The organism is Enterobacter sp. MGH 16 (assembly GCF_000493175.1).
Taxonomy (GTDB): domain Bacteria; phylum Pseudomonadota; class Gammaproteobacteria; order Enterobacterales; family Enterobacteriaceae; genus Enterobacter; species Enterobacter roggenkampii.
In genome coordinates, this window is sequence record NZ_KI535695.1 from 4,497,988 (window position 1) to 4,523,035 (window position 25,048).

The window sequence follows — 25,048 nt, forward strand, 5'->3', positions numbered from 1 at the left end:
AAGCATTGTATCTCTCCATTCTGCATTCTCTCCCCAACATCACAACGGAGAGAAAACCATGATCGCAGTCCTTTTCGAAGCCAAAGCCGAGCCTGCCCATCAGGCGCGCTATCTTCAGCTTGCCGCAGAGCTTAAGCCGCTGCTGGCGGACATCGACGGCTTTATTGATATCGAACGGTTCCAGAGCCTGACCACCGACGGCAAAATCCTCTCCCTTTCCTGGTGGCGGGATGAAGAGGCCGTCCGCCGCTGGAAGCAGAACGTCTTTCATCAGGCGGCGCAGGCCGAAGGGCGGGCGTCGATTTTTTCTTTCTACCGTATTCGGGTGGCGCAGCTGGTGCGGGAATACAGTTCCGAAACCGGAGGGCACGCGGCGTGTCTATCCTGACTCAGTACAGCGACCATGCGAATCACCTTATTCTGCTGACGGATGATGATAAGCTGGCCGCAGAGATCACCGAACCCTGGGCGGCCCATGCTTAAGACGAGTTTACCCCCCGATAACAGCGCGATGCTGGAAAAGGCGATTGCCGCGGTGGCGGCTGCCATGGCCGATCCGTCGCGCGTGAAGATGCTCTGTGCGCTAATGGACGGGCGGGCGTGGACGGCCACTGAACTGAGCGCGGCGGCAGACGTTGCGCCGTCGACCGCCAGCGGGCATCTTGCCCGGCTGGTTGAAGGACAGCTAATAACCTGCCTGTCGCAAGGGCGGCATCGCTATTATCGTCTTGCCGGGCACGACGTGGCGGCGCTGGTGGAACAGATGATGGGGCTTTCGTGGAGCCGCATTACCCCGCCGGAAACCAGCGCGCCGAAAGCCATGCGTGAAGCCCGGACCTGCTACGACCACCTCGCAGGCGCCGTGGCGGTGCAGATCTATGATTTCATGCAGGCGGAAGGCTGGCTGGAGGCTGACGGTTCCGCATTGACCCTCTATGGCCGGGAGCAGTTCCTGGCGCTCGGCATTTCGTTAAGCGCGCATCCGCGCCGGAAGGCCTGCTGCGCCTGCCTGGACTGGAGCGAGCGACGGTTTCACCTGGGCGGAGAAGCCGGTGCGTTGCTGCTCGACCATCTGGAAAGTAAAGGCTGGATCCAGCGGGTGGCGGGGTATCGGGAGGTGGTGGTGACGGCGTCGGGAAAGGCTGCTGTTAAGAGGCTTTTTTGCCGCTAAAAATGCCCGGTGGCGCTGCGCTTACCGGGCCTACATGTACATCGCCTCCAGTAACACCTTTCGCAATTCCTGCGCTTTAACTTCTCGTTTCTTGATAGTTACCCTGATAACTATTATCTTGACCGCGTGTGACGAGAGGTTCCCCATGAGTGAAGAAGAACTGTTCTGCCGCAGGCCGATGGGCATGCGGATGGCGATGATCGTGCGCCAGTGGCGTGCCGTCATCGACGACGCCATTCTCGATACCGGGTTAACCCAGTCGAGCTGGACGGTGATGATGCAGCTTCATCAGCTCGGGGATAACGTCTCAATGAGTGAGCTTGCGGAGGTGCAGGGCATTGAACTGCCGCCGCTGATGCGCACCCTCACACAGCTGGAAAATCAGGGTTACCTGCTGCGCACCACATCGCCTTATGACAAGCGCATCCGGCTTCTGACGCTGACGCCTGAGGGAAAAGCCATATTAAAAAGGCTCACTCAGGTGATTGAGACGTATCAGGCGCGGGTATCGCAAAACATCGCGCCGGAACATCTCGATATTTTCAGCGCCACGTTGAATCAAATCGCCTGCAATTTGCGGACAATCCGCGAAGAAGATAACAAGACCGAAAAATAATGACCCCTGAACAAAAGTTTGCCCGCTGGGTAAGGGTGAGTATTGCCTCTTTCCTGCTGATGTTTGTCTACTTTATCGTCGCGGATATCTGGATCCCGCTGACGCCGGACTCCACCGTGATGCGCGTGGTGACGCCGGTGTCTCCGCGCGTCTCCGGCTACGTGGCGGCGGTACATGTCCATAACAACAGCCAGGTGAAGAAAGGCGATCTGCTGTTTGAACTCGACGACACGCCGTTTCGCAATAAGGTGGAAGCGGCGCAAATCGCGCTCGAGCAGGCTCGCCTGTCTAACGAACAGCTGGATGCGCAGATCGCTGCCGCGCAGGCCAGCCTGAAAACCGCCGTGCTGACCGCGCGTAACGACAAAGTGACCTTTGATCGCTACCAGAAGCTGAGCACCCTGCAGAACGTCTCGCAGGCGGATCTGGATAAGGTTCGCACCACCTGGCAGAGCAGCGAGCAGTCCGTCAGCACGATTCAGGCCAACATCCGCAACCTGCGCATCCAGCGTGGTGAGCGCGAAGAACACCGCAACGTGACGCTGCAAAAATACCGCAACGCGCTGGATGAAGCAGAGCTGAACCTCGGCTGGACGAAGGTCTACGCCCAGGCGGACGGCACGGTCAGTAACCTGCAGCTGAGCCCGGGCTTCTACGCTTCCTCCGGTTCGGCCGCGCTGGCGCTGGTAAACAACCAGACCGATATCGTGGCCGATTTCCGTGAGAAGAGTCTGCGCCATACCCATCAGGGCACCGATGCGGCCGTGGTGTTTGACGCCTTCCCGGGACACGTTTTCCGCGCCCACGTCACCAGCAGCGACGCGGGGATCCTGGCAGGTCAGGAGGCCGTTAATGGCCAGCTCTCCGAGCCGGAAACCTCTAACCGCTGGGTACGCGATGCCCAGCGCATGCGCATTCACGTCTCGCTGGACGAGCCGCTGCCGAAGCATCTGCCGACCGGCGCCCGCGCGACCGTGCAGCTCTACAACAGCGAAGGGCCGTTTGCGCGCTTCTTCTCCGGGATGCAGATCCATCTGGTGAGCCTGCTTCACTATGTCTATTAGCACCCTGGCGCGGGTCTTTACCCCGCACGGCAACATCGTCTATACGGCAAACGACTTTCGCCAGACCCTGCGCATCGTCTTTGCCGGGATGATTGCGCTGAGCATCTCGAGCTTCTACAACACCCGCTACGGCGTCTTTTTCGTGGTCTATCCGATCATGCTGCTGTCGCTGGTGCCGGTGTTTAACCGCCACGTGGCGAAGCAGTTTATCTTCAGCGCATCGCTTAACTGCGTCGAAATGGTAATTATCATCGGCTATCTGTCGCAATGGCCGGCGATCATGACGCTGGTGGTCTTCGCCCTCTACGTGATGCGTTTTCGCTTTATGAGTAAAGGGCCGCTGTTTTTGTTCGGGTCCATGGGCGTGGTGTGCCAGAGCGTGATGCTCAACTTTATGAGCTACCCCACCACCAACTGGCATACGCTTTTGTTCTCGAACATCGAAGCCAGCGTGATGGCGGTGTGCCTGAGCGCGCTGATGAACTATCTCCTGCCGGACGTGGAGCCCCGCAAGCCGCCGCCGCTGATTGAGAAAGACGACGCCCGCGTGCGCCACGAGTCGCTGCTCTCCGGCACCGTCGCGACGCTGATATTCGTCGTGTTTCAGATTAGCGACTTAAGCGATTCGCTTTCGGCGCTGATGGCAGGGATTCTGATCCTGTTCCCGATGCACTATCGCGGCGCGGTGATGAGCTCCATCTGGCGCGTGGTCGGCGTGGTGCTGGGCTGCCTCTATATTCTGGTGGTGCAGCTGATCCTCTACGATCACAGCAGCCATATGCTGTTGATGATGCCGCTGATCGGCCTTGGGCTGGCGTTTGGTGCGCGACTCCACGTGATGGAGAAGGTCGGGGCGGGCGTAGGCTTCTCCAGCATCACCACCATCGGGATAATGTTCGGGCAGAACATGCACCCGGACACCGACCTGGTGTTCAGCGATCTGTACCGCATCACCTCCGTTACCTTTTCGCTGGTGGCGACGCTGACGATGGTCTTTCTGATGCACCTGATCCTCAACCGCTTCGAGGCAACGCGCTACGTCATCGCGCCGCCCAAAGCGGATTAATGTCCCAGCACGGCAGGCAGCTGCGAGAGTAAAAACAGGATCAGGCCAATCGTCCCGCCCACCAGCGTACCGTTGACGCGGATAAACTGCAGATCCTTGCCAATGTTCAGTTCAATCTGGCGGGACATGTCTTTGGCGTCCCAGCTTTTCACCGTGTCGCTGATGTGGCGCGTCAGGAACGCGGCAAAATCCGGCGCGAGGCGGTGCGCCGCCTGCTCCAGATGCTCGTTCAGAGATGCCCGCAGGCTGGCGTCGTTTGTCAGCGTTTCGCCAAACCACAGCCCGGCGTTGGCGATGCGCTGCTTCACGCGCGAGTCCTCACTCTGCATATCTGCCTTCAGCCACTGGCGCAGGTCGGCCCACATCTCCCCCAGATAGCGGTTAAACGCCTCGTCGTTTTTCAGGTAGTGCTTAATGTTGTCGGCTTTTGCCGCCATCTCCGGATCGTTTTTCAGGTTGTCGATAAGCTTCAGCGTGGCGCGGTCAAACGCCTGGCGGATCTGGTGCGTGCGGTCGTGGCTGATATCGTCCAGCAGCGTGTTGACCGCGTTCGATACCATCTCCGCGCTTTGATCGCCCAGCCACTCGGTGGGTAGCACCATCGCCTTGCGGGGATGCTCGGTCTTCAGCCAGTGGACAATCTGGTCGGCAATAAAGTCCCGCGTGCTTTCCCGCTGAATCAGGGTAATCAACCGGTTGATGATGGCGTCCAGCAGCACCTGGTGGCGGTTGTTTTTGGTCATGCTCTCCAGCATCACGGCGCTGGTTTCGGTGAAATCGACCTTGTCGATGGCCTTATGTACCGCGCGTTTTAGCAGGCGCTGAATGCGCCCGTCGTCGGTGAGTTCGAGAAAACCGCTCATCACCTGCATCAGATGCAGCCCGACGCGCTGGGCGTTGTCGGGCTTGCTGAACCAGGCGCCAATCATCTGTGCGGGCTCATAGCGGCGGATCAACGCCACCAGCGACTGGGTATCCAGAAACTTCTCCTGCACGAACTGGCCGAGATTGTCGCCGATCCGGTCCTTATTGCGCGGGATGATCGCCGTATGGCGGGAGATAAAGGGAATCGGCACCCGGCGGAACAGCGCGACCACCGCAAACCAGTCCGCCAGCGCGCCAACCATTGCCGCCTCGGCAATGGCCTTGACGCCGCGCACCCAAAAGGTCTGCGGCAGGAACAGGGTGGTGATAAAGGCCGCGGCGGCAACCAGCAGCAGCGACAGCGCCAGCAGCTTGGCGCGTTTGAGTTCAGCTATTTTTTCCATGGGTTAAGGATAGAGGGAAGCGGGGGGAAAGTGCAAAGCAGGGAGCGTTATGTCATTCCCGCTTCTGGAACCTGCCTTCCGGAATTAAACTCATCTTTTGCATATTTGGTTAAATCCTTGCGTAATTTGTATATGCTTTTTTGTATATACAATCAGGGAAGGGTACACTATGCCAACGGAGTATGAGTGGGATAGCAATAAGGCGAAAAGTAACCTGCAAAAACATGGCATACGCTTTGAGGATGCGGTTATGGTTTTCGACGATCCTTATCATTTGTCTGTTCAGAATCGCTATGAAAACGGTGAATTTCGCTGGCAAACCATCGGCCTTGTGCAAGGCCTTCTTGTTATTCTGGTCGCACATACGGTACGTTTTGAAAGCGGAGGAGAAATCATCCGTATCATTAGCGCACGAAAGGCGGACCGTAAAGAGAGGAGCCGTTATGAGCATCGTTAAACATAAACGAGGTAGTGCGCCTGAGGTAAGCGCTCGTCGTGTGGCTGAGCTCAAAGCATTAGCTGAAAAACCAGAAGCAGAGATTGATTACAGCGATATCCCCGCTACGGACGATGAACAGTGGTCAGGGGCGGTGCGAGGAAAGTTTTATCGTCCACTCAAAACTCAGGCATCTGTACGCATTGACGCCGATGTGATGGAGTGGCTTAAAAGGCCTGGGAAAGGTTACCAGACGCGGCTCAATGCTATTTTGCGAGAAGCGATGCTGCGCGATCAAAACAAAAATAAATAGCGGGCAGCGTTGGGCTGCCCGCTATCTCAGCGTATATTTTCCAGCAGCCGCCACAGCACCCACCCGCCAAACCCCATCAGCACCACCCCCGCCGTGCGCTCTATCAGCCACAGCGCACGGCTGAGCTTCTGCTGCACCGCCGATAGCCCCATCAGCGACACCAGCGCCAGATCCCACGCCAGCACCACCATTATCATCCAGACGCCGCACGTCGCCTGCTGAAGCAGCGTCACGTCCGGTCCCAGTAGCGCCGTCATCAGCGCCAGATAGAACAGCGCGTTCTTCGGATTAAGCAGCGCCGAGCCGAGCCCCAGCAGGATCTGCTTGCGCAGCGAGGGACAGCGCTGACGGGGTTCATTCAGCGCCAGTGCCTGCGGTTGGCTTCGCACCAGATGCGAGCCGATCCACAGCAGATACAGCGCCCCGCAAAGCTCTATCAGCGTAAACAGCCATGCAAACTGGCGCAGCGCACTCCAGCCGATAATCACCAGTAAGATATACAGCCCGTTACCCGCGGCGATGCCGACGCACAATCCGGCGCTGCCGCGCAGTCGGTAGCGCGCCGCGTAGCCCACCAGCAGGAAGAAGTCCGGCCCCGGGCTTAACAGGGCGACAAAATGCGCCAGCGCCAGGGCGAGAAAAGCGGAAGGGAAGAACAGTTCCATAGCAGCCTCGGTTAACAATCTGAGGTCAGGCTACGGTGATGCCAACGTTATTTATTGTCAGATATTGATCGGCCCGTCGCGTACTGGCGCGGCGTGGCGGCGGTATAGCTGACGAAGGTCTTATGAAAATGGCTCTGGTCGGCAAACCCGCTCTGGTAGCCAACGTCGGCGATGTCGTCCCCGGCACGCAGTCGCGCTTTGGCGAACTCCACGCGGGAGATGTTGAGGAAGCTGCCCGGCGTCAGGCCGGTATCCTGTCGGAAGGTGCGGATCAGCGTCTCCTTGCGCAGCGAGAATCGCTGGGCAAGTTCGTCAAGCGAAGGCGGTGCGGCCAGGTCGGCAAGAAACGCCTGCCGCACGTGCTGGCTGGTTGAGCGAAGCGCGTCTGCGTTTTCCACGCGGCGGGGCAGGGATGAAAGCAGCGTGTCCACGGATACAGGCGACATCGCCTCAACAATATCCAGGTAGCGCTTAAAGAGCGCAGGGTCGCGAATCACCTGTAACGCCAGAGGAATATCGGTGTCGATATAGAGCATATGGTAGCTGCGCGGTTGCCCGGCGACGGGGTTGCAGCTGTGCGGCGCAGAGGCCGGGATCACAATGAGGTCCCCGGGGTTAAGGATGTATTCTTTGTCATGACAAATGCAGCAGGTCTGGCCTTCCATAATCGCGCCGATAGAGAGCTGAGGGTGACTGTGGCGTTTGTACGCCTGCGTGCTCTGCCACGTGCTGCGCAGCTCAAGGCCTGAGGCACGGTGAAAAGTCTGCCGGATGTGTCGGGTATCGGTCATATGCACTCCTTCTGGACGTTTTTTATACCACGTCAGCGAACCGTCTTGCAGCGCTTCATTAAGAACCTTCCGGATATACCCAACTTTACGTCCACAGCCAGTCATGTTGACTACCCTTAATACCCTAAGCGGTAAAACAAGGAGATTCGACATGGCTTATCAGACAGTAAATCCTGCCACTAACCAGCTCATCAAAGAATACCCCTCGCATACCGACGCGGATATCGACGCGGCGCTGAAGGCGGCCGATGCGCTTTACCATTCGGACTGGGCGAAAGGCGACATCAATCAGCGCCTGCCGGTGCTGCATAAGCTTGCCGACCTGATCGACGAGCGCACCGAGGAGCTGGCGAAAATTGCCAGTCAGGAGATGGGCAAGCTCATCGAACAGAGCCGCGGCGAGGTGAAGCTGTGCGCGCAGATCGCCCGCTACTACGCCGACAACGCGAAGCAGTTCCTGGCCCCGGTGAAGTATCAATCCGAACTCGGGGAAGCGTGGGTGGAACATCACCCCATCGGCGTGCTGATGGCCGTTGAGCCGTGGAACTTCCCGTATTACCAGCTGATGCGCGTTCTGGCGCCAAACCTGGCGGCGGGTAACCCCGTTATCGCCAAGCATGCCAGCATCGTGCCGCACTGCGCCGAGACCTTTGCCCACCTGGTGCGCGAGGCGGGGGCGCCGGAAGGCGCATGGACCAACCTGTTTATCTCGTCCGAGCAGGTGGCGAACATCATTGCCGACGATCGCGTGCAGGGTGCCGCATTAACCGGCTCCGAAAAAGCGGGTAGCGTGGTGGCCGCGCAGGCGGCGAAGCACATCAAGAAATCCACCCTTGAACTGGGCGGTAACGACGTGTTCGTGGTGCTGGACGATGCGGACCTGGACAAAGCCGTCAGGATTGGCGTGAATGCGCGGCTCAACAACGCCGGGCAGGTCTGTACCGCGGCGAAGCGCTTTATCCTGCATGAAAAGATTGCCGACACCTTCCTGAGCAAATTCACCGAGGCATTTAAGCAGGTGAAGATTGGCGATCCGCTCGACGAAAGCACCACGCTGGGGCCGCTGTCGTCGAAAGATGCGCTGGAAACGCTGACCAAACAGGTCAACGAGGCGGTGAAAAACGGCGCGACGCTGCACTATGGCGGCAAGCCGGTGCAGCGTGAGGGGAGCTTCTTCGAACCGACGATCCTGACGAATATCTCGCGCGACAACCCGGCGTACTTTGAAGAGTTCTTCGGCCCGGTGGCGCAGATGTACGTGGTAAAAAACGACGACGAGGCGGTCGCGCTGGCGAACGACTCACACTACGGCCTGGGTGGGGCGGTATTCAGCCAGAATATCGAGCGCGCGAAAAAAATGGGGTCGCGGATTGAGACCGGGATGGTGTATATCAACTGGCTCACCGATACCGCGCCAGAGCTGCCGTTCGGCGGCGTGAAGCGCTCCGGTTACGGACGCGAGCTGTCGGATCTGGGGATCAAAGAGTTTGTGAACCAGAAGCTGGTGGTGGTGCGTCAGTAAGAGGCCATAAAAAAACCTGCCAACCGGCAGGTTTTTTATGGGGTTATTGCACTTCGATCTTGTCCCAGCCGCTTTTGAACATGCAGCTGTCAACCAGCGTATCCCGGCGATATTCATTCGCGTCTTCAACCGTGTAGCTCGTGGAAATATCCTTTTTCTTTTTCGATTTGTCCGTTTTTTCCGAGCTCGAACCGGTCACCACGTTATCCGGGGGAAGATCGATCAGCGCCTGCGCTTCGCATTCCGTGAGCTTTTTATTCATTTCCGCATCGCTGACGCCCGGTTTCACCCATTTGTACTGGACGCAGCCGGTGAGCATCAGCGTGAGGCTCAGAACGCAAAGCGCGGTCATGCGGTGTTTCATCAGAAGGTGACTCCACCGCCTACATATGCGCCGTCAATCAGCGTGTGGCCAGGGCGGCCGTCCTTGCCATCAACGCTCACGTGGCGGTAACCCACTTTCAGGGTCACAGGCGTAATTGGCGTCCAGCTTACGCCGCCGTTGGCTTCCACGTAGTTTTTCACGCTGTTGTTCAGCCCTTCTGGCGCCACGTAGCCTTCACCGTACACGTGGATGCTGTCGGTCAGGGCAACGTTCACACCGCCGCCGATCGGGAACGCCACGCCGTTATCGCCTTTCTTCGGGCCGATGTAGATGGCTTTGGCACCCGCATTCAGCATCACCGGGCCCACTTCCAGGTTGTAGCCTGCGCCCACGCCGCCGGTTTGGGTACCGTCATCGGTGTTTTTAAGCCAGTTGCTTTCGGCATACAGGCCGGATGAGGATTTCCCCATCTCGAGGTTGAGGTTGGTAAAGTTTTTACCCTGCTCAATGCTGCCGCCCATTGCCAGAGCGGAACCCGAGAGGGCGGTCAGAGCAGAAAGAAGAAGGATATTCAGTTTTTTCATGTTTTATGCCTCGTCATTAAATTCATCTGGGGGCACCTTAACAAGCGATGTTTATGACTGCAAATGTGATGAAGGTCGCTGTTTTATGCTGATATTGTTAACTTTTTTATTTGAAATGTTGCATCGATGTTTGATTGTCGAGGTGTCAACGCGTGATGTTCGGACGTTTAGGCACCGTTTAATTTTTTGACTAAACATAAACTGAACGAGGAAGGGATAGTGATTAGAGGTGAATTAATTGGGTTTCTAATAATTTCCAGAAGTATTTCAGATGTCACATAATACAACACAACCTTACATTTCAGGGCAATGAATATACGTTCACCCGCGCACGCCGGTTGCCTTTCTATGTCATTTTTCTGACACGTTTATTCTTTACGTTGTTGGCTTCACTCACTGGACACTAACAATATGAAAAGAAAAATTATTCCTGTGCTTATCGGTTGTGCGCTCTCTTTCTCTGGCCTGGCTGCGCAGCCTACCGCTGAGCGCTATATCGTCAGCTTCCCTGACGGCTCCCATGTGAAATACAGCGGCGCGTTTGCCGATGCGTTCCCGAACGGGCTCCCGGTGGGGATTGGTTCTGGCCTGCTGTTTACGGGCAAGCAGGGCGATGCCCTGACGTTTGCGACCGTGACCGATCGCGGTCCCAACGCCGATGCGCCAAAAATGGGTAAAAACGAAGCCAAAATCTTTGTTACGCCGGATTTCGCGCCGCTCCTGATGACCATCCGCGTCCAGAACGGCAAAGCGGAGGCGGTTGATGCCCGCCCGCTGCACGACGATAAAGGCGAGATTAACGGTCTCCCGCTGCAAAGCGGCGTGATTGGCTCCACCAATGAAGTGGCGTTCAGCGACACCCTCAAGGTCCTGAAAGGTGATAACCGCGGACTGGATACGGAAGGCATTACGCCGGACGGCAAAGGCGGCTACTGGCTGTGCGACGAGTACGGCCCGTTCCTGATTAACGTCGACAGCAAAGGGAAGATCCTCGCGATCCACGGGCCGCAGGCCGCGGAAGGGGAAAAATCTATCGCGGGCGGTCTGCCAAGCATCATCAAATGGCGTCAGCCCAACCGGGGCTTTGAAGGCCTGACCCGGATGCCGGACGGGCGGATTATCGCCGCCGTGCAAAGCACGCTGGACATCGACGGGAAGAGCAAAAAGCAGGCGCTGTTTACCCGTCTGGTAAGCTTCGACCCGGCGACCGGCAAAACCGCGATGTACGGTTACCCTATCGACAGCGCGGCCTACGACAAAAACAGCGATGCCAAAATCGGCGACATCGTGGCGCTCGATAATCAGCACATCCTGCTGATTGAGCAGGGAAGCGATAAAAACGACGGGATGCGCAACCTGATTTACAAGGTGGATCTCAGCAAGGCGAGTGACCTGACCGCCTTCGACAAGCCGGGCGAATATCCGGAGTTTGATGATGAGAAAACCCTGGCGCAGCGCGGCATTACCCTTGCGGCAAAAACGCAGGTGGTCGATCTCCGCGCGCTGGGCTGGCAGCAGGAGAAGGCTGAAGGACTGGCGCTGATCGACAGCAAAACGCTTGCGGTGGCGAACGATAACGATTTTGGCGTGAAGGTCGCGATGCAAAACCCGGTCGAGGGCAAGAAGCTTAAGGATTACCGGGTGAACGCGGAAGGCAAGCTGACGCTGAATGATAAACCGGTGGAAACCACGCTCAGCGTGAAGCCGCTGAAGAAGCCGGAGTCCGACAGCGAGTTATGGATTGTGACGCTGCCGGAGGCGGTGAAATAAGTTTACCGCTCACCACTCACCCTAACCCTCTCCCCGGACCGTACACCCCAAAGGGGAGAGGGGATTGTTCGGTGCAGATATTTATCAACGCGGAGCAGCTAGATCGTTTTAACGCTCTTTTCCCAAGTCTCGACCAGATGATCTCGCAAGCTTCCGGTTCCGTGCATTGTCACCAGAAGATTCTGTCGTGCGCGGGTAAAACCGACGTAAAGGCGCTTGATATCGTCACTCAGATCTTCACTATCCCTTTCCTTTGCCGCATCCATAATGGCGACTGAGTGAAATTCAAGACCTTTACTGCTTGGCAGCGGCATGATGCAAAGGAAATCATTCTGCGGTGACCAGTGCTTTTTATCATCGCTGGAGACAATCATCTGGTAGGGGATCTTGCGGGCTTCGAGCCGTGGTCCGAGCATACCTGAAATGCTGTAGGTGGAGGGGCACAGTATGGCGATTTCCGACCATGCAACCCCCTGCTGACGCTGCTCTGTGACCCAATCAAGGACGCGTGTAATCTCCTCGTCCTGATTATCAAAGCTGTCCAGCGCCGGATACTGCCCTGACAGTCCTCCTGCAGCAGGCTGCTGGTATTTGAGAGAGGCTTCTATGTGATTATTGAGATAATTAAATGCTACGCTGCTGGCAAAATGGAGTATTTGCCGGGTATTGCGATAATTGGTATCCAGAATCGTTGTGCGGCCCTGAGCCTTTATATCGACGCTGGAGAGGGTAAAATCGAGCGCTTTCTTTTTCTGATAAATTGACTGAGCGTCATCATACAGGAAAAGTAGGGAGCTATCTTTATTATCCGGCATCTTAGCGAGGATTCTTAGCCATTCCGGCTTAAAATCGTGTCCTTCATCGATCAGAACGGCGCTGTACTGCTCCGGTTTTATCACTCCCTCGTCAAATGCCACCGTCAGCGCATTTTCCATGAGCTCAATGAAGTTTTTGCTCTTGGGTGGAAGACGCCGATTCGCGTTTAATTGCTGATAACACCAGGCATGCAAATGGATAACTTCGACTGGAAGTCTGAGGCTATATTGTTCGAGCTGCGCTTTAAGTTTTTTGGCCAGCGTAATGTTGTAGCAAATCACGAGTATCGGTTTGGTATTTTCTATGTTGTTGGCAAGCTCAATACATCGGTGGTGCAAAATGAGCGTTTTGCCTGATCCTGCCACGCCGTGAATGACCCTGTGTCCTGCCCCCATACTTCTGGCGAGTTGTTCCTGATTCCTGTCCATCATGCAGACCACATCAGGGGTGTGGAACGTAAAATTATCCAGATCGACCCGCGTCACGGACGCGTTAATACGTACGTCGGGATAAAGATGCCAGCGAATGCGGTCGAGCTGTTGTGGGGTCGCGTGATGAACGAAGCGATATCTGAGAAGGGATTCGAGCCGGGCGGAGATCTGTTCCCGGGTCATAAACTCGCTGAGCTCGTCTTTGCAAATCACCTGGCTGGTGGGCAATATTTCATTCAGCTCGTCGGGTGTAAAATTCTTTTCCAGCTGCGCCCGGGTGATATTGCTCAAGTACACCCCGTATCCATACGGCATAATAAAGCTGCCCTCATAATCGCCCTGCTGCTGGCGAAGCAGAGGATCTTTTTTCAGGCTGTCAATGATGGGGAAGGTATATTGTCGAACCTGTTCGAGCGGGTTTTTTAGGGGCTCAATGCCGTTTTTGGTCTCATAATCAATATGCGTTTTATTCGCGGATTTTATTTTCGTGATAAACCAGTCTTTCACCTCAACAAACAACAAACCTTTTTCGGGTGCCAGAATCACAAAATCAGGATGCTCTTGCCTGTCTCCCATTCGAGTATCGTACCAGCAGGTACACTGTTCGCTGAGCCCACCCTCAAGAAGCCTTGCCAGCCTTTTTTCTCCGGCCGTTATCTTCTCGCTACAGCTGCTGATTGTGGGAATAATGATTGCCATATTACGCCTACCAATTCATGAAAATTATATAATTCCGTTCAATTAATATTTCAGAGAATATTAATTGAGACATGATTTTTATTATTAAGGACATTAACAGACAATATGGCAAACAGAAAGCGTGATACGAGGAAATCTGCCTCAGAAAAATACGCTCCCTTTCCCGCGGACAAGGGAGCGGCTATTTACTTTTTCAGCCCCGCAAACGCCGCCCGAATCTCCTCCTCCGGCAGCTGGATGCCAATAAACACCATCACGCTGTGCGGCGCTTCTTCGCCCCACGGTCGGTCCCAGTCGGCGCTGTACAGGCGCTGCACGCCCTGGAACAGCAGACGGTTGGGCTCGCCGTCAATCCACAGCATCCCTTTGTAGCGCAGCAGCCTGTTGGCAAACGACAGCAGCAGGTTCTCCATTACGCGGGAGACCTCGCTGATATCCACCGGGTAATCCAGCTCCACCACAATCGACGCCACGTCGTTTTGCTTGTCGGACATAAAGTGGAAGCGCGGTTTTGCGGTGACGTTCTCTTCCAGCATAAAGCCGCTGGTGTTGAACAGCTGAGACAGGTCGATATCGCCGTGCGTCACCGTGTAAATCGGCGCGCGGGAGTTGATGCGCGTCAGGCGCTCGCGAAGCTTTACACTTTCGCCCGCCACGTCGGTTTTGGTCAGCAGGATGCGGTCGGCGTAGCCCACCTGAGACTGGGCGATGGTGAACTGGTTCATCTGATCGTCGGCGTGGACCGCATCGACAAGGGCAATCACGCCGTCCAGCAGGTAGCGCTGGCAAAGGATCTCGTGCGAGAAAAAGGTCTGAATAATCGGGCCGGGGTCGGCCATGCCGGTGCACTCGATCACCAGGCGGTCAAAGTCGATGTCGCCGCGGTCGCGGCTGTCGAGCAGGTCCAGCAGGGCATCTTCCAGTTCATTAGAGCGGGTGCAGCAGATGCAGCCGTTGGTCAGGGTTTTGATCTGCGTGGCGCGATCGCCAATCAGCTGGTCGTCTACGGAGACTTCACCAAATTCGTTTTCGATGACGGCGATTTTGAAGCCGTGCTGCGCGTTCAGAATATGGCGCAGCAGGGTGGTTTTACCGGCGCCGAGGAAACCGGTCAGCAGGGTAACGGCAATCGGGGTCATGGTCTCTCCTTTAGCAGCAGCGGACGCCGCCTTCTCCACTTCCGCCGTAGCGCGCTTCCTGACGCTCGCGGAAGAATTCGGTGTAGGTCATGAACGGCTTATCCGGATGGTTGGTCTTCATGTGCTCAACGTAGTTGTCATAGTCCGGAATGCCAATCAGCATTTTCGCCGCCTGACCGAGGTATTTTTTTGCTTCGCCTAAGTTACCAAACATAACGTGTCCTGATAAGAAAAAGCCCGGTGGCGCGCAGCGATCCGGGCCTACAGTACCGTTGTAGGGCGGGTCAGCGCAGCGCCACCCGCCATTGCTTTAGTGGTGTGAAGAGGTCTTCACGCCGCCTTCCGGTACCGGCACGTACGGGGTTTCTTTATCCGTGCGGCCATCGATGTTGCGCACTTTCATCCAGGTTTTGATGCCGTAGAAGATGATGCTGTACACCACCACCAGGAACAGAATGCTCAGACCCGCGTTGGTGTAGTTGTTCACCACGATATGGTTCATGTTGGCAATCTGCTGCGCGGTTAAATCCGCGCCGCCTGCGGCAATCTTCTCTTTGTACTGGTTAGCCATGAAGAAGAAGCCTTCCAGCTGCGGGTTGGTGCTGAACAGCTTCAGACCCAGCGCCCAGGTGGTGCAGAGCAGCAGCCACAGCGCAGGCACCACGGTAACCCAGATGTATTTGGTACGTTTCATCTTCACGAGGACCACGGTACCCAGCACCAGGGCCACGGCCGCCAGCATCTGGTTAGAGATACCGAACAGCGGCCACAGGCTCTTCACGCCGCCGAGTGGGTCGACCACGCCCTGATACAGCAGGTAACCCCACAGGCCTACGCAGCCCGCGGTGCCGAGTACGCCCGCCACCAGAGAGTCGGTTTTCTTCAGGAACGGCACGAAGTTACCCAGCAGATCCTGCAGCATGAAGCGGCCCGCACGGGTACCGGCATCCAGCGCGGTGAGGATGAACAGCGCTTCGAACAGAATACCGAAGTGGTACCAGAAGCCCATGTCCGCCCACGGCAGCACTTTGTGGAACACGTGTGCGATACCTACCGCCAGCGTCGGCGCACCACCTGCGCGGTTCAGCACAGACGGTTCGCCGATGTCTTTCGCGGTCTGCATGATCTGCTCAGGCGAAATCACAAAGCCCCAGGAGCTGACGGTCGCCGCCGCGTGTGCGCTGGCCTCTTTCAGCTGCGCCATGATCAGCGCGGTATTTTCGCCGCCCATCTCATGCAGGTTAGGCATGGTGATGCCCAGACCCGCTGGTGGCGTGTTCATCGCGAAGTACAGGCCAGGCTCGATAATCGACGCCGCAACCAGCGCCATGATCGCCACGAAGGACTCCATGAGCATTGCGCCGTAACCGATGAAGCGCGCGTCGGTTTCATTGGCCATCAGCTTCGGCGTGGTGCCGGAGGAGATCAGCGCGTGGAAGCCAGACACGGCACCGCAGGCGATAGTGATAAACAGGAACGGGAACAGGGCGCCTTTCCACAGCGGACCGGTACCGTCAATGTACTGGGTGACCGCCGGCATTTTCAGCTCAGGGTTGATGATCACAATCCCGATTGCCAGCCCGACGATCACGCCGATTTTCAGGAAGGTCGCCAGGTAGTCGCGCGGAGCCAGAATCAGCCACACCGGCAGCAGGGCAGAAACGAATGCGTAACCGATCAGCGCGAAGGTGATGGTGGTGTCTTTAAAGGTCAGCGCCGGGCCCCAGTACGGGTCGTGCGCAATCACGCCGCCGAAGTAGATGGAGGCGACCAGCAGCACGATACCGATCACCGATACCTCGCCAACGCGGCCAGGGCGCAGGAAGCGCATGTAGATGCCCATGAACAGCGCAATCGGTACGGTAGAGCAGACGGTGAAGACGCCCCACGGACTTTCGGCCAGCGCTTTCACCACGATCAGCGCCAGCACCGCGAGGATGATGATCATGATCAGGAAGCAGCCAAAGAGGGCGATGGTGCCCGGCACGCGGCCCATCTCTTCTTTGATCATCTCACCCAGCGACGAACCGTTACGGCGCGAGGAGATAAACAGCACCATAAAGTCCTGCACCGCACCCGCCAGCACCACGCCCGCCAGCAGCCAGAGCGTACCCGGCAGGTAGCCCATCTGCGCGGCCAGTACCGGGCCGACCAGCGGGCCAGCGCCTGCGATGGCGGCAAAGTGGTGACCAAACAGCACGTAGCGGTTGGTAGGCACGTAGTTCAGGCCGTCATTGTTAATGACCGCCGGTGTGGCACGCGTCGGGTCGAGCTTCATGACCTTCTGCGCGATGTATAAGCTGTAGTAGCGATAAGCCACAAGGTAGACGGAAACCGACGCGACCACGATCCACAGGGCGCTGACGTGTTCGCCCCGGCGTAATGCGACAACCGCCAGACAGAAAGCACCGAGGATCCCGAGTAAGGCCCAGGGCACGTGCTTCAGTAGTTTTTTAGTATCCATAGTAAGACCTGGTTTTTTATGTAAAGAAAAAAGGGTCAGGGTTCGTTGTGAGGAGGTATTGATTAATGCTGGAGCGATCGTGCCAGATCCCCGCGCGCGTAAAGGACGGTAAATGAATGAGTGGTTGAAAGTGCCGGGTGAGCGGTCAAAGGCGGCGACGAGCGGTTTCGGTGTGCCGCCAGAGGGCGAAATTATGTGATTGAGATCACTTGATTATTCGGGTTGCGCTCCACGGCCAGATAGCTCTCCAGCGTCCTGATGAGTTTCTCCTTCAGCCAGCTCGGTTCCAGGATCTGAATATGGGGGAGCCAGTAGAACAGCAGCGGCAGGATCTGGTTCTCGTGGGCCGCCTGGCAGCGCAGCGTGACGCCGTCCTGCTGCTCCTCCAGCAGCTCCTGTTCCGGCAGAAGATCCCGGCGCAGGAAGTAATGTGAAATATTATCTTTGATGAATATTTTCACCGCGAAAGTATCTTCGGACACCCAGGGATCGAGGCTTTTCTCCAGCAGCTCAAGAACATTTTCTTCGGGAGTGAAGGTCGTTTTCTGAATATCAAACCAGCTAATCTGGCTCAATGAGAAGGATTTCAGCCGGCTATTTTCGGTGGCTTGTAAATACCATATATTTTTTTTGTTAATGAGTTTATAGGGATTAATCAGGCGGGTTTTACCCTTATAAACGATCTGGCAAACATTATGGTTTTTAATCGATTTCTCGATTTTCGTTAAATGACGGCGAATATCGCGTTCTACCGTATGTTCCGCTTCATTGCCAAGAATAAGAATATGGTTTTCGTCTACGCGCGTTTCAAGCTTTTGCCAGAATTCCATATTTCTTTCAGGGAAAAAGCTGTCGGCATTCAGAAAGTTAGCCAGAGTGTGATGCAATCCTTGCCCACCCGGCGATTGTGCGGAATGAATCAGCCGATATAGACCGTTACCGGTATGTTCAACAATGGGCGAGAGGGCATTTAAATCCCGGTAGACGGTGCGTTCGGTAATTTTAAATTTCTCCATTAGCGCACCGCGGTTTACCACACCGTTTAAATGTAGCTCAAGGAGAATATCGACCAGACGTTCAGCCGAGCGGCTCCGCGTCGTTTTAGCCATAAGGTCATCCTGTATATATAGGTATGCGCTGAATGATGCGGGTGCACTGACAGGCGGCGTCAGTATTCAGGCACAGAAAATTTCTCTTATGGGTATATAACGGCGTGATTTAGCGGAAACCTTAGGAGTTTTTGCAGAAAGCGGCGCTGGCCGGAAAAAAGGCCAGCGCGAGGCGGGTCACACGGCGACTTCCGTCTCCAGCATGACCGGGTGGAAGCGGCGTCTGAAGTAGATCAGGCCGTGGCCCGCGTCACTCAGAATGATGTTTTTAATTTCAACCAGATAAACCAGATGCGTGCCGATGGTTTGCACCTGGCTTATTTCGCCTTCAAGGCTGGCCAGCGCGCCCTTCAACACCGGCTGCGCCAGCGGCCCTTTCTGCCAGCAGGAGAGGGCAAAACGATCCTCCATCGTCATACCGGTCATCCCGGCGAAATGGCGCGCCATGATCTCCTGCTCGTGGTTCAGCACGTTAACGCACAGCCTGCCGTTGCCCTGGAATACCGGGTTCATGGCGCTGTTGGCGTTGATGCACACCATGACCGACGGCGGGGTGTCCGTGACCGAGCAGACGGCGGTGGCGGTGATGCCGCAGCGGCCCGCCTCGCCCTCGGTGGTGACCACGTTAACCGCCGCCGACAGGCTACTCATTGCGTCGCGAAAACGCAGGCGTTGTTCATCTGAATGCATTGCAACCTCCCGCTGCGCTATTTCAGCAGCTTGTCCAGCATGTTGATATCGCTGTTGTTGTGCAGGTGTGGCACCGTCCAGCCGTGTTGGTCGTATTCGGACATACAGCGGTCGACCATCGCCATCATCTTGTCCATATTGCCGGAGCTCTGCGCCTGGCGCAGACACTGCAGGCGAATTTCATCCTGGCTGCCGGAGTAGTTAATTTCGTACAGCTCGTGACGGCCGCCAAACTCGCTGCCGATGGCGTCCCACATCAGCTTCAAAATCTTGATGCGTTCGACGTGGTCCATGCCGTTGGAGCCGCGCACGTATTTCGCCAGATACTGGTCGATCTGCGGGTTGTTCAGATCCCGGGCGCTGGACGGCAGGTAGATCAGCCCGGAGGTGACGTTACGCTCGATGATGTTCTTGATCTTGGCGTAGGCCATCGGGGCCATCACGCGGTAGGTCTGCAACGCGGCGTGGTCAGGAAGATACGCACCGTTGACCCACGGGGTGGCTTCGGAGCACATGGAGTCGCTCAGCGCCCAGAACATGTTGCGCCAGGCCACCACTTCGCCGAGATCCGCCTGCACGCCGCGGAACTCCAGGGTGCCGGTACACTCCAGGGATTTCTTCAGCAGGGCGGTGATGAAGTCGAGCTTCACCGCCAGGCGCACGCAGGCCTGCAGCGGGTACATGCGGGCGAAACCGCCTTCCATCGTCCAGCGGCGGCAGCGGTCGAAATCGCGGTAGATCAGCACGTTTTCCCACGGGATCAGCACGTGATCCATTACCAGAATGGCGTCGTTTTCGTCAAAGCGGCTGGAGAGCGGGTAGTCGTACGGGGAGCCGGTTGCGCCTGCCACCATCTCGTAGGAGGCGCGGGAGATCAGCTTCACGCCCTCAGCGTCCATCGGCGCGACGAACATCAGCGCGAAGTCCGGGTTTTCGCCCATCACCTGCGCGGAGCCGAAGCCGATCATGTTGTAGTGGGTCAGGGCGGAGTTGGTGGCCACCACTTTCGCGCCGCTGACGATAATCCCGGCGTCGGTCTCTTTCTCCAGCTTGATGTAGACGTCTTTCACCTCGTCCGCCGGCTTGTGGCGGTCGATCGGCGGGTTAACGATGGCGTGGTTGAAGTACAGGCCGGTTTCCTGAATGCGGGTGTACCAGTTGCGGGCGTTCTGCTCGAACTGGCCGTAGAAGGCCGGGTTGGCGCCCAGCGCGCAGCCGAACGCGGCTTTGTAGTCCGGCGTGCGGCCCATCCAGCCGTAGCTCAGGCGCGACCACTCGGCGATGGCGTCGCGCTGCTGGCGCAGGTCGTCGGCGCTTTTCGCCACGCGGAAGAACTTGTGGGTATAGCCGCCGCTGCCGGTGTCGGTGCCCCAACACAGCGTGTCCTGCATGTCCGGCTTGTGCAGCGCGTCGTACATCTGCGCGATGGAGGCCGCCGCATTGCGAAACGCCGGATGGGTGGTGACGTCTTTGACGCGCTCGCCGTAGATGTAAATCTCGCGCCCGTCCTGCAGGCTTTTTAAATACTCTTCACCGGTTAACGGGCGTTTGGCATCAGCGCGGAACTCTTCAGGCTTCATAGGGACCTCGTATCGGAATTGTATTGTTAAATTTATGTTTTGTTTTTGTTGTTTAATTGAAGCCTGAGAGGGGCGTTACGTGAAGGGACGATTGGGACAACGACGGGTACTTTTCGGGTGGGTTGTGGTTTTGTGATCTGTGCGGCTTTTCGGCGGGTGGCGCTGCGCTTACCCGCCCTACGAACCGTGATGCGTTCAGGAAACCGGTACTTTCTGGGCCCGATATGCGCTCGGCGAGCACCCCACTAAGCGATTAAAAAAGCGGGCGAAATAGGCCGGATCTTTGAACCCCAGCTGCCAGGCAATCTCGCTGACGGTGCTGTCGGAGAAGAGCAGCAGGCGTCGGGCCTCGCGCAGCTGGCGGTCGAAGATCAGCCGTTTTGGCGGCCGGTTGGCGAAGCGGCGACAGATATCGGTCAGGCGGGATTCGGTCAGGTGCAGCTCGCTGGCGTATTCCGGCACCGTCCAGTGCTGGTGGTAGTGGGTGTCGATCAGCTGGGTAAACCGCTGGAACAGCTTCAGCTCGCCGCGCATGCCGCCTGACGCGTGGTCGTCGAGCTTCGCGTTGCGCAGCAGCAGGGTAAACACCGCCTGGGCCAGCAGGACCAGCGTATGCTCGCGCCCGGGCAGCTGCTCCGTGGATTCCCGGGCAATCAGCTGCCAGTAGTGCTTCAGCGCCGCCAGCTCGTCCGGCCTGTCGGCAAGCGAAAGGCAGATCCCCGGCAGGCCAAACGCCTCCCGCGTGCCGGGGTAGAGCACCTCAAGCAGCGGCCAGATCAGATCCTCGCGCACCGTCAGCACGTGTCCGTCGCTGTCGGATTCGGTGATAAACGCGTGCGGCACCGACGGCGGGGTGAGGACGAACAGCGGGGCCTGCACCGAATAGCGGTGATCGTCGAGCTGGAGCTCAATCTGCCCGGTATCGAGAAAGTGCATCTGAAAGTACTGGTCGTGACGATGCGCCTGCATGTCGCGGCCAAAAAAGGCCGCCATGCGGGCGAACGACTGGTAGTGCACATCGTCGGTGCCCAGGCTTTCGTCGTACTCCTTGCTGATATCAATGTTGGCGATAGGGCTCTGGCACATGATCGTTCCTCTGTTGATCCCGCTGCGTCATCGGAATGCGCGTCAGCACCAGCGCGCCGACCACCAGCAGCCCGGCCACAAACCACAGCCCCGAGCTGAAGCTGCCGGTCGCGTCGCGCAGGATCCCAATCAGCAGCGGGCTGACGGCGGAGCCGACGTTGCCGATGGCGTTGATCACCGCCAGCGCCACCGCGCGGGACTGCAGGCTAATCACCCGATCCGGCGTGGTCCAGAATATCGCCATGGCGGTAAACGATCCGGTTGAGGCCATGATGATGCCAAGCAGCTGGATCAGGCTGTGATCCGTCGCGGAGGCCAGCATCCATCCCGCCGCGGCGAACAGGTACGGCAGGATGGTGTGCTTTTTTCGCTCTTTCAGCCTGTCGGAGCGGCGGCTCCACCAGATCATCCCGAGGATGGTGCAAAACTGCGGGATCGCCGCCAGCAGGCCGATGACGATGTTGCTGCTCCCCGTGTTGAAGCTCTGCAGGATCTGCGGCGTCCAGATGTTGATCGCGCTCAGCGTATTGGTCAGGCAGAAGTAGGCCAGCGTGTAGAGCAGCACCGCCGGGGTCAGCACCTCGCGCAGCGTCGAGCGCGGCGTGACGGATTGGGCAATGGCAACCTCCTGCTCGCGGGCGATCATCGTTTTGAGCGCCTGCTTTTCGTCCTCATCCAGCCAGGTGGCCTGATCCGGCGTGTCGTTGAGGTAAAACCAGGTCACCACGCCGAGCACCACCGACGGCAGCCCTTCCAGCAGGAACAGCCACTGCCAGCCCTTGAGGTTCCACAGTCCGTCCATCGCCAGAATGTACCCGGAGAGGATCGAGCCGAGCATCATGGTCACCGGCATGGCGATCATAAACAGCGCGTTGGCGCGGGCGCGGTGATAGGCCGGGAACCACCAGGTGAGATAGACCAGAATACCCGGCAGAAAACCGGCTTCGGCAATGCCCACCAGCATGCGAAGGACATAAAGGGTTTCGGGACTGGTGGCGAACATGGTGCAGGTGGAGGCAATACCCCACACTACCATGATCCCGGCGATCCAGCGGCGCGCGCCGATCTTCGCCAGCATGATGTTGCTCGGGATCCCGCACAGCACGTAGGTGACGTAAAACAGCGTCGCGGCCAGGCCAAACATGGTTGAGGTGAGGCCCAGATCTTTGCCCATCGTCAGCCCGGCGAAGCCGATGTTAATGCGATCGAGGAACGAGAAAACAAACAGGATAAAGAGAAAGACGATCAGGCGTCGGAACAGCTTGTGAATGACGCGGTGTTCAACAGCTTTATTATCATGGGCTTGCAGGGTAGAGGTCGTCATGGTGCGCTCCAGGTCTTACGTTTAGTAGACGGATTTATTGTTATTAACTGACGTAACCGGTTGTTCGATAAAGCGTGCCGCCAGCGCTTCCGCGCCGCGGGCGAGCAGGGTCGTGTCGACCCCGACGGCGACAAACCGCGCGCCGAGTTCAAGATAGCGTTTTGCCAGCTGCTCGTTCGCCATCAGGATGCCGGGGGCTTTACCCGCAGCGCGTATCTGTGCGATCGCCTGTTCAATGGCGGCCTGCACCTCCGGGTGCTGCGGATTGCCGGCAAAGCCCATGTCGGCGCTCAGATCCGCCGGGCCGATAAACACGCCGTCGACGCCTTCCACGTCCAGGATCTGCGGCAGGTTTTTCAGCGCCTCACGGGTTTCGATCTGCACCAGCACGCACATGGCGTCGTTGGCCTGCTGCAGGTAATCCGGAATGCGGTTCCAGCGCGAGGCGCGCGCCAGGGCGCTGCCGACGCCGCGAATGCCCGCGGGCGGGTAGCGGGTGGCACGTACCGCCTGCCGCGCTTCGTCGGCGTTTTGCACCATCGGCACCAGCAGAGTTTGTGCGCCCACGTCCAGCAGCTGTTTGATCTGCACCGGGTCGTTCCACGCCGGGCGGACCACCGGCTGGCTGGGATAAGGGGCGATGGCCTGCAGCTGGGTCAGGACGGTCTGCACGCTGTTCGGCGCGTGCTCGCCGTCGATCAGCAGCCAGTCGAAGCCTGCTCCGGCCAGCAGCTCCGCGCTGTAGCTGCTGGTCAGCCCCAGCCATAGGCCAATTTGCGGGCGGCCCGCCTGCAGCGCCGCTTTGAATGCGTTTTGCATGGTTATCTCCTAGACAAAGCGGCAGCTGATGGAGCCCATGTTGCCGTAGTCGACGTGGAAGGTGTCGCCTCTGCTGGCGGGCACCGGGCGGGTAAACGAGCCGCCGAGAACGATCTGGCCAGGCTCCAGCTGCACGTCGTAAGGCGCAAGCTTGTTGGCCAGCCACGCCACGCCGTTGGCCGGGTGGTTCAGGACGCCTGCGGCGACGCCGGTCTCTTCGATCACGCCGTTGCGGTAGAGCAGGGCGGAGATCCAGCGCAGGTCCAGCTCGTCGGGCTTAATTGGACGGCCGCCGAGGATCACGCCCGCGTTGGCGGCGTTATCGGAGATGGTGTCGAACACCTTGCGCGGGCGCTGGGTGTCCGGGTCGACGTTGTGGCAGCGGGCGTCGATCAGCTCCAGCGCGGGGATCACGTAGTCCGTGGCGTTATAGACGTCGAAGATCGTGCAGTTCGGGCCGCGCAGCGGTTTTGCCAGCACGAACGCCAGCTCCACTTCAATGCGCGGGACGATAAAGCGGTCAACCGGGATGTCGCTGCCGTCGTGGAAGAACATGTCGTCCAGCAGCGCGCCGTAGTCCGGCTCGCTAATCTGCGAGCTGGCCTGCATCGCTTTGGACGTCAGGCCGATCTTGTGGCCCTTCAGCACGCGGCCTTCGGCGATCTTCAGGCTGACCCATTCGCGCTGGACGGCGTAGGCGTCGTCGATAGTGATCGTCGGGTAGTCGAGGGAGATCTGGCGGATCTGCTCCCGGGACTGCTCCGCCTGATGCAGACGATGGGCGATCAGGGTATGGGTGTGTTTATCGAGCATGGCGTATCCTTTATGCGGCTGTTGCCGGGTGGCGCTGCGCTTACCGGGCCTACGTTCGAGCCGTTGTAGGTCCGGTAAGCGAAGCGCCACCGGGCGAAAAAGATGTCTACTTAAACAACGCGTGCACGTTGTTTTGTTTGTAATTAAGCGTCGGGTGCAGCTCGTCCAGCTCAAACGACAGCGCCAGATAGCGGCTCGCCATCAGCGCCGCGAAGTGCGTTTTAATCAGCGCAAACAGCATTTCACCGACCTCTTCCCGGCTCTCCAGACTGCGCCCCGCGCCAATCTTCAGCGTCATATGGACAAAGGCGTAATCGTGCTTGCCGTCGGCCATCTGCCAGGTGTCCAGCCAGTGGGCGCGGCTGCGGATACCGCCGATAGGGAAGATGCCCGTGGCGGCGAGCGCCTCGTTCACTTTGGCGAACAGCCCTGGCAGGTCGGCCTGCTCGCGGATGTTGTCGGTACATTCAGCTATAAAGTGCGGCAT

General features: G+C 57.8%; 26 protein-coding genes and 1 pseudogene. 10 read left to right on the top strand and 17 right to left on the bottom strand.

Annotated elements, in window-relative coordinates; genetic code table 11:
- The first annotated feature begins 58 nt into the window (after window positions 1-58).
- The 6 genes and pseudogenes from L362_RS01965 (at window position 59) to L362_RS01945 (ending at window position 3,917) form a co-directional block, all read left to right on the top strand.
- Complete coding sequence (locus L362_RS01965; protein WP_023345375.1) at window positions 59-388, top strand: antibiotic biosynthesis monooxygenase family protein; 330 nt, start codon at window positions 59-61, stop codon at window positions 386-388.
- Window positions 367-483: pseudogene (locus L362_RS24255) on the top strand (amino acid-binding protein); the annotation flags it as partial. The gene L362_RS01965 and the pseudogene L362_RS24255, both read left to right, overlap by 22 nt.
- Window positions 476-1,171 carry an ArsR/SmtB family transcription factor gene (locus tag L362_RS01960; protein ID WP_023345376.1) on the top strand — a complete coding sequence of 232 codons (696 nt, stop codon included), beginning with the start codon at window positions 476-478 and terminating at the stop codon, window positions 1,169-1,171. The pseudogene L362_RS24255 and the gene L362_RS01960, both read left to right, overlap by 8 nt.
- A 145-nt stretch (window positions 1,172-1,316) precedes the next feature.
- The gene (locus L362_RS01955; protein ID WP_023345377.1) at window positions 1,317-1,787 is read left to right on the top strand and encodes a MarR family winged helix-turn-helix transcriptional regulator; all 471 of its coding nucleotides are present in this window, start codon (window positions 1,317-1,319) and stop codon (window positions 1,785-1,787) included.
- Window positions 1,784-2,851 (top strand): HlyD family secretion protein, encoded by a 1,068-nt coding sequence (locus L362_RS01950; protein ID WP_085930304.1) that lies wholly within the window; start codon window positions 1,784-1,786, stop codon window positions 2,849-2,851. The genes L362_RS01955 and L362_RS01950 overlap by 4 nt, the downstream gene beginning before the upstream one ends.
- Window positions 2,841-3,917, top strand: coding sequence for a DUF2955 domain-containing protein (locus L362_RS01945; RefSeq protein WP_023345378.1), 1,077 nt, complete (start codon window positions 2,841-2,843; stop codon window positions 3,915-3,917). The genes L362_RS01950 and L362_RS01945 overlap by 11 nt, the downstream gene beginning before the upstream one ends.
- Here L362_RS01945 and L362_RS01940 read toward each other — a convergent pair.
- Entirely contained in the window at window positions 3,914-5,185 is a 1,272-nt protein-coding gene (locus L362_RS01940; protein WP_021240620.1) for a DUF445 domain-containing protein, read from the bottom strand. The two genes, L362_RS01945 and L362_RS01940, sit on opposite strands and share 4 nt — an antisense overlap.
- 169 nt (window positions 5,186-5,354) lie before the next feature.
- Here L362_RS01940 and L362_RS01935 point away from each other — a divergent pair, with 169 nt between their 5' ends.
- Together L362_RS01935 and L362_RS01930 are read left to right on the top strand one after the other, a co-directional pair.
- A complete protein-coding gene (locus tag L362_RS01935; protein ID WP_023345379.1) occupies window positions 5,355-5,642 on the top strand; it encodes a BrnT family toxin in 288 nt (95 codons plus the stop codon).
- Window positions 5,629-5,934, top strand: a complete 306-nt coding sequence (locus L362_RS01930) for a BrnA antitoxin family protein (protein WP_023345380.1) — start codon at window positions 5,629-5,631, stop codon at window positions 5,932-5,934. Before L362_RS01935 ends, L362_RS01930 begins: the two co-directional genes overlap by 14 nt.
- A gap of 26 nt (window positions 5,935-5,960) precedes the next feature.
- Here the strand turns inward: L362_RS01930 and L362_RS01925 are convergent, their stop codons facing one another.
- The gene (locus L362_RS01925) at window positions 5,961-6,599 is read right to left on the bottom strand and encodes a LysE family translocator (protein ID WP_023345381.1); all 639 of its coding nucleotides are present in this window, start codon (window positions 6,597-6,599) and stop codon (window positions 5,961-5,963) included.
- Window positions 6,600-6,646: 47 nt separating this feature from the next.
- A complete protein-coding gene (locus L362_RS01920) occupies window positions 6,647-7,390 on the bottom strand; it encodes a helix-turn-helix domain-containing protein (protein WP_023345382.1) in 744 nt (247 codons plus the stop codon).
- 151 nt (window positions 7,391-7,541) lie between these two features.
- On the opposite strand from L362_RS01920, the gene L362_RS01915 reads away from it, so the two are divergent.
- A complete protein-coding gene (locus L362_RS01915; protein ID WP_023345383.1) occupies window positions 7,542-8,912 on the top strand; it encodes an NAD-dependent succinate-semialdehyde dehydrogenase in 1,371 nt (456 codons plus the stop codon).
- Between the two features lie 43 nt (window positions 8,913-8,955).
- Here L362_RS01915 and L362_RS01910 read toward each other — a convergent pair whose 3' ends face one another.
- Both L362_RS01910 and L362_RS01905 read right to left on the bottom strand, forming a co-directional pair.
- Window positions 8,956-9,276: a hypothetical protein gene (locus L362_RS01910; RefSeq protein ID WP_008501314.1), complete on the bottom strand. Its 321-nt coding sequence runs from the start codon at window positions 9,274-9,276 to the stop codon at window positions 8,956-8,958.
- Window positions 9,276-9,821 (bottom strand): YfaZ family outer membrane protein, encoded by a 546-nt coding sequence (locus L362_RS01905; RefSeq protein WP_008501313.1) that lies wholly within the window; start codon window positions 9,819-9,821, stop codon window positions 9,276-9,278. Before L362_RS01905 ends, L362_RS01910 begins: the two co-directional genes overlap by 1 nt.
- A gap of 411 nt (window positions 9,822-10,232) precedes the next feature.
- Here L362_RS01905 and L362_RS01900 point away from each other — a divergent pair, with 411 nt between their 5' ends.
- Window positions 10,233-11,591 carry an esterase-like activity of phytase family protein gene (locus L362_RS01900; RefSeq protein ID WP_023345384.1) on the top strand — a complete coding sequence of 453 codons (1,359 nt, stop codon included), beginning with the start codon at window positions 10,233-10,235 and terminating at the stop codon, window positions 11,589-11,591.
- Window positions 11,592-11,689: 98 nt separating this feature from the next.
- On the opposite strand, the gene L362_RS01895 is transcribed toward L362_RS01900, so the two are convergent.
- The 12 genes from L362_RS01895 to L362_RS01840 all read right to left on the bottom strand — a co-directional run bounded on the left by L362_RS01895 (window position 11,690) and on the right by L362_RS01840 (window position 25,048).
- Window positions 11,690-13,537 carry a 3'-5' exonuclease gene (locus tag L362_RS01895; protein WP_023345385.1) on the bottom strand — a complete coding sequence of 616 codons (1,848 nt, stop codon included), beginning with the start codon at window positions 13,535-13,537 and terminating at the stop codon, window positions 11,690-11,692.
- A 185-nt stretch (window positions 13,538-13,722) separates the two neighbouring features.
- Window positions 13,723-14,676 (bottom strand): GTPase, encoded by a 954-nt coding sequence (gene yjiA, locus L362_RS01890; protein ID WP_023345386.1) that lies wholly within the window; start codon window positions 14,674-14,676, stop codon window positions 13,723-13,725.
- A 10-nt stretch (window positions 14,677-14,686) separates the two neighbouring features.
- On the bottom strand, window positions 14,687-14,890 hold the full coding sequence (locus L362_RS01885; protein ID WP_023345387.1) for a YbdD/YjiX family protein: 204 nt from the start codon (window positions 14,888-14,890) through the stop codon (window positions 14,687-14,689).
- A gap of 96 nt (window positions 14,891-14,986) precedes the next feature.
- Window positions 14,987-17,140, bottom strand: a complete 2,154-nt coding sequence (locus tag L362_RS01880) for a carbon starvation CstA family protein (RefSeq protein WP_008501310.1) — start codon at window positions 17,138-17,140, stop codon at window positions 14,987-14,989.
- Window positions 17,141-17,331: 191 nt separating this feature from the next.
- Entirely contained in the window at window positions 17,332-18,249 is a 918-nt protein-coding gene (locus L362_RS01875; protein WP_008501309.1) for a helix-turn-helix transcriptional regulator, read from the bottom strand.
- A 177-nt stretch (window positions 18,250-18,426) separates the two neighbouring features.
- Window positions 18,427-18,939, bottom strand: a complete 513-nt coding sequence (locus L362_RS01870; protein WP_021240611.1) for a 4-hydroxyphenylacetate 3-monooxygenase reductase subunit — start codon at window positions 18,937-18,939, stop codon at window positions 18,427-18,429.
- Window positions 18,940-18,956: 17 nt separating this feature from the next.
- Window positions 18,957-20,519, bottom strand: coding sequence for a 4-hydroxyphenylacetate 3-monooxygenase, oxygenase component (gene hpaB / locus L362_RS01865; protein ID WP_008501307.1), 1,563 nt, complete (start codon window positions 20,517-20,519; stop codon window positions 18,957-18,959).
- Between the two features lie 195 nt (window positions 20,520-20,714).
- On the bottom strand, window positions 20,715-21,605 hold the full coding sequence (gene hpaA / locus L362_RS01860) for a 4-hydroxyphenylacetate catabolism regulatory protein HpaA (RefSeq protein WP_008501306.1): 891 nt from the start codon (window positions 21,603-21,605) through the stop codon (window positions 20,715-20,717).
- A complete protein-coding gene (hpaX, locus tag L362_RS01855) occupies window positions 21,577-22,929 on the bottom strand; it encodes a 4-hydroxyphenylacetate permease (protein ID WP_023345388.1) in 1,353 nt (450 codons plus the stop codon). Before hpaX ends, hpaA begins: the two co-directional genes overlap by 29 nt.
- 21 nt (window positions 22,930-22,950) lie before the next feature.
- Window positions 22,951-23,748, bottom strand: coding sequence for a 4-hydroxy-2-oxoheptanedioate aldolase (gene hpaI / locus L362_RS01850; protein ID WP_023345389.1), 798 nt, complete (start codon window positions 23,746-23,748; stop codon window positions 22,951-22,953).
- A gap of 9 nt (window positions 23,749-23,757) precedes the next feature.
- Window positions 23,758-24,561 (bottom strand): 2-oxo-hept-4-ene-1,7-dioate hydratase, encoded by an 804-nt coding sequence (hpaH, locus tag L362_RS01845; protein WP_021240607.1) that lies wholly within the window; start codon window positions 24,559-24,561, stop codon window positions 23,758-23,760.
- 106 nt (window positions 24,562-24,667) lie between these two features.
- Window positions 24,668-25,048 carry a 5-carboxymethyl-2-hydroxymuconate Delta-isomerase gene (locus L362_RS01840; RefSeq protein WP_008502110.1) on the bottom strand — a complete coding sequence of 127 codons (381 nt, stop codon included), beginning with the start codon at window positions 25,046-25,048 and terminating at the stop codon, window positions 24,668-24,670.